The sequence below is a fragment of the Staphylococcus edaphicus genome (genome assembly GCF_002614725.1).
Lineage (GTDB): Bacteria > Bacillota > Bacilli > Staphylococcales > Staphylococcaceae > Staphylococcus > Staphylococcus edaphicus.
The window spans coordinates 1-782 of the sequence record NZ_MRZN01000040.1 but is presented as its reverse complement, the minus strand read 5'-3'; the positions used below and the strand labels follow the sequence as shown (position 1 = coordinate 782).

Here is a 782-nt window from a genome sequence, read left to right as displayed (position 1 = left end):
TAGAAAAAGAATTGGAGAATATTCAGAACGTAAAAATAAATACAGATATCAGCAATCTATTCTTAAAGATAGAAATAGTTATTCTAAAACAGATCATGACGCTACTTTTATGAGAATGAAAGACGATCATATGAAAAATGGTCAGCTTAAACCAGGTTATAATTTACAAATAGCGACAAACCATCAATTTGTTTTATCATATGATGTGTTTCAAAACCCAACAGATACAAGAACGTTAATTCCATTCTTAACTTTGATAAAAAATACCTTCGGTAATCTTCCAGAGTATATCGTAGCTGATGCTGGATATGGCAGTGAACAGAACTATATGTCAATTATTGATGACTTCAATAAAACACCACTTATCACATATGGTATGTTTCTTAAAGATAAAACCAAGAAATATAAAGATGACATTTTTAATACTCAAAACTGGCAGTATGACGAAGTTAATGATGAATTTATTTGTCCAAATTACAAACGGCTCGGTTTTAAAAGATACGCTTACAAAAAAGATAGATATGGGTTCCAAAGAGACTTTAAATTGTATGAGTGCGATGATTGTTCAAATTGTCCCTTGAAAAATCAATGTATGAAATTGCATTCGAAAAAGAATAAAAAGTTAATGAAGAATTATAATTGGGAATATTTTAAATCTCAAGTTAACCAAAAGCTTTCAGAACCAGAAACTAAAAAAATCTATAGTCAAAGAAAAATTGACGTAGAACCAGTTTTTGGATTTATGAAGGCTATTTTGGGTTTCAATCGCATGTCGGTTCGAG

Annotated in this window: 1 protein-coding gene; it reads left to right on the top strand. The window is 29.9% G+C overall.

Annotation, left to right across the window (positions count from 1 at the left end; genetic code table 11):
• Positions 1–782, top strand: a 782-nt coding sequence (locus tag BTJ66_RS13415; RefSeq protein ID WP_153043342.1) for a transposase, incomplete at both ends; no start/stop codon positions are given.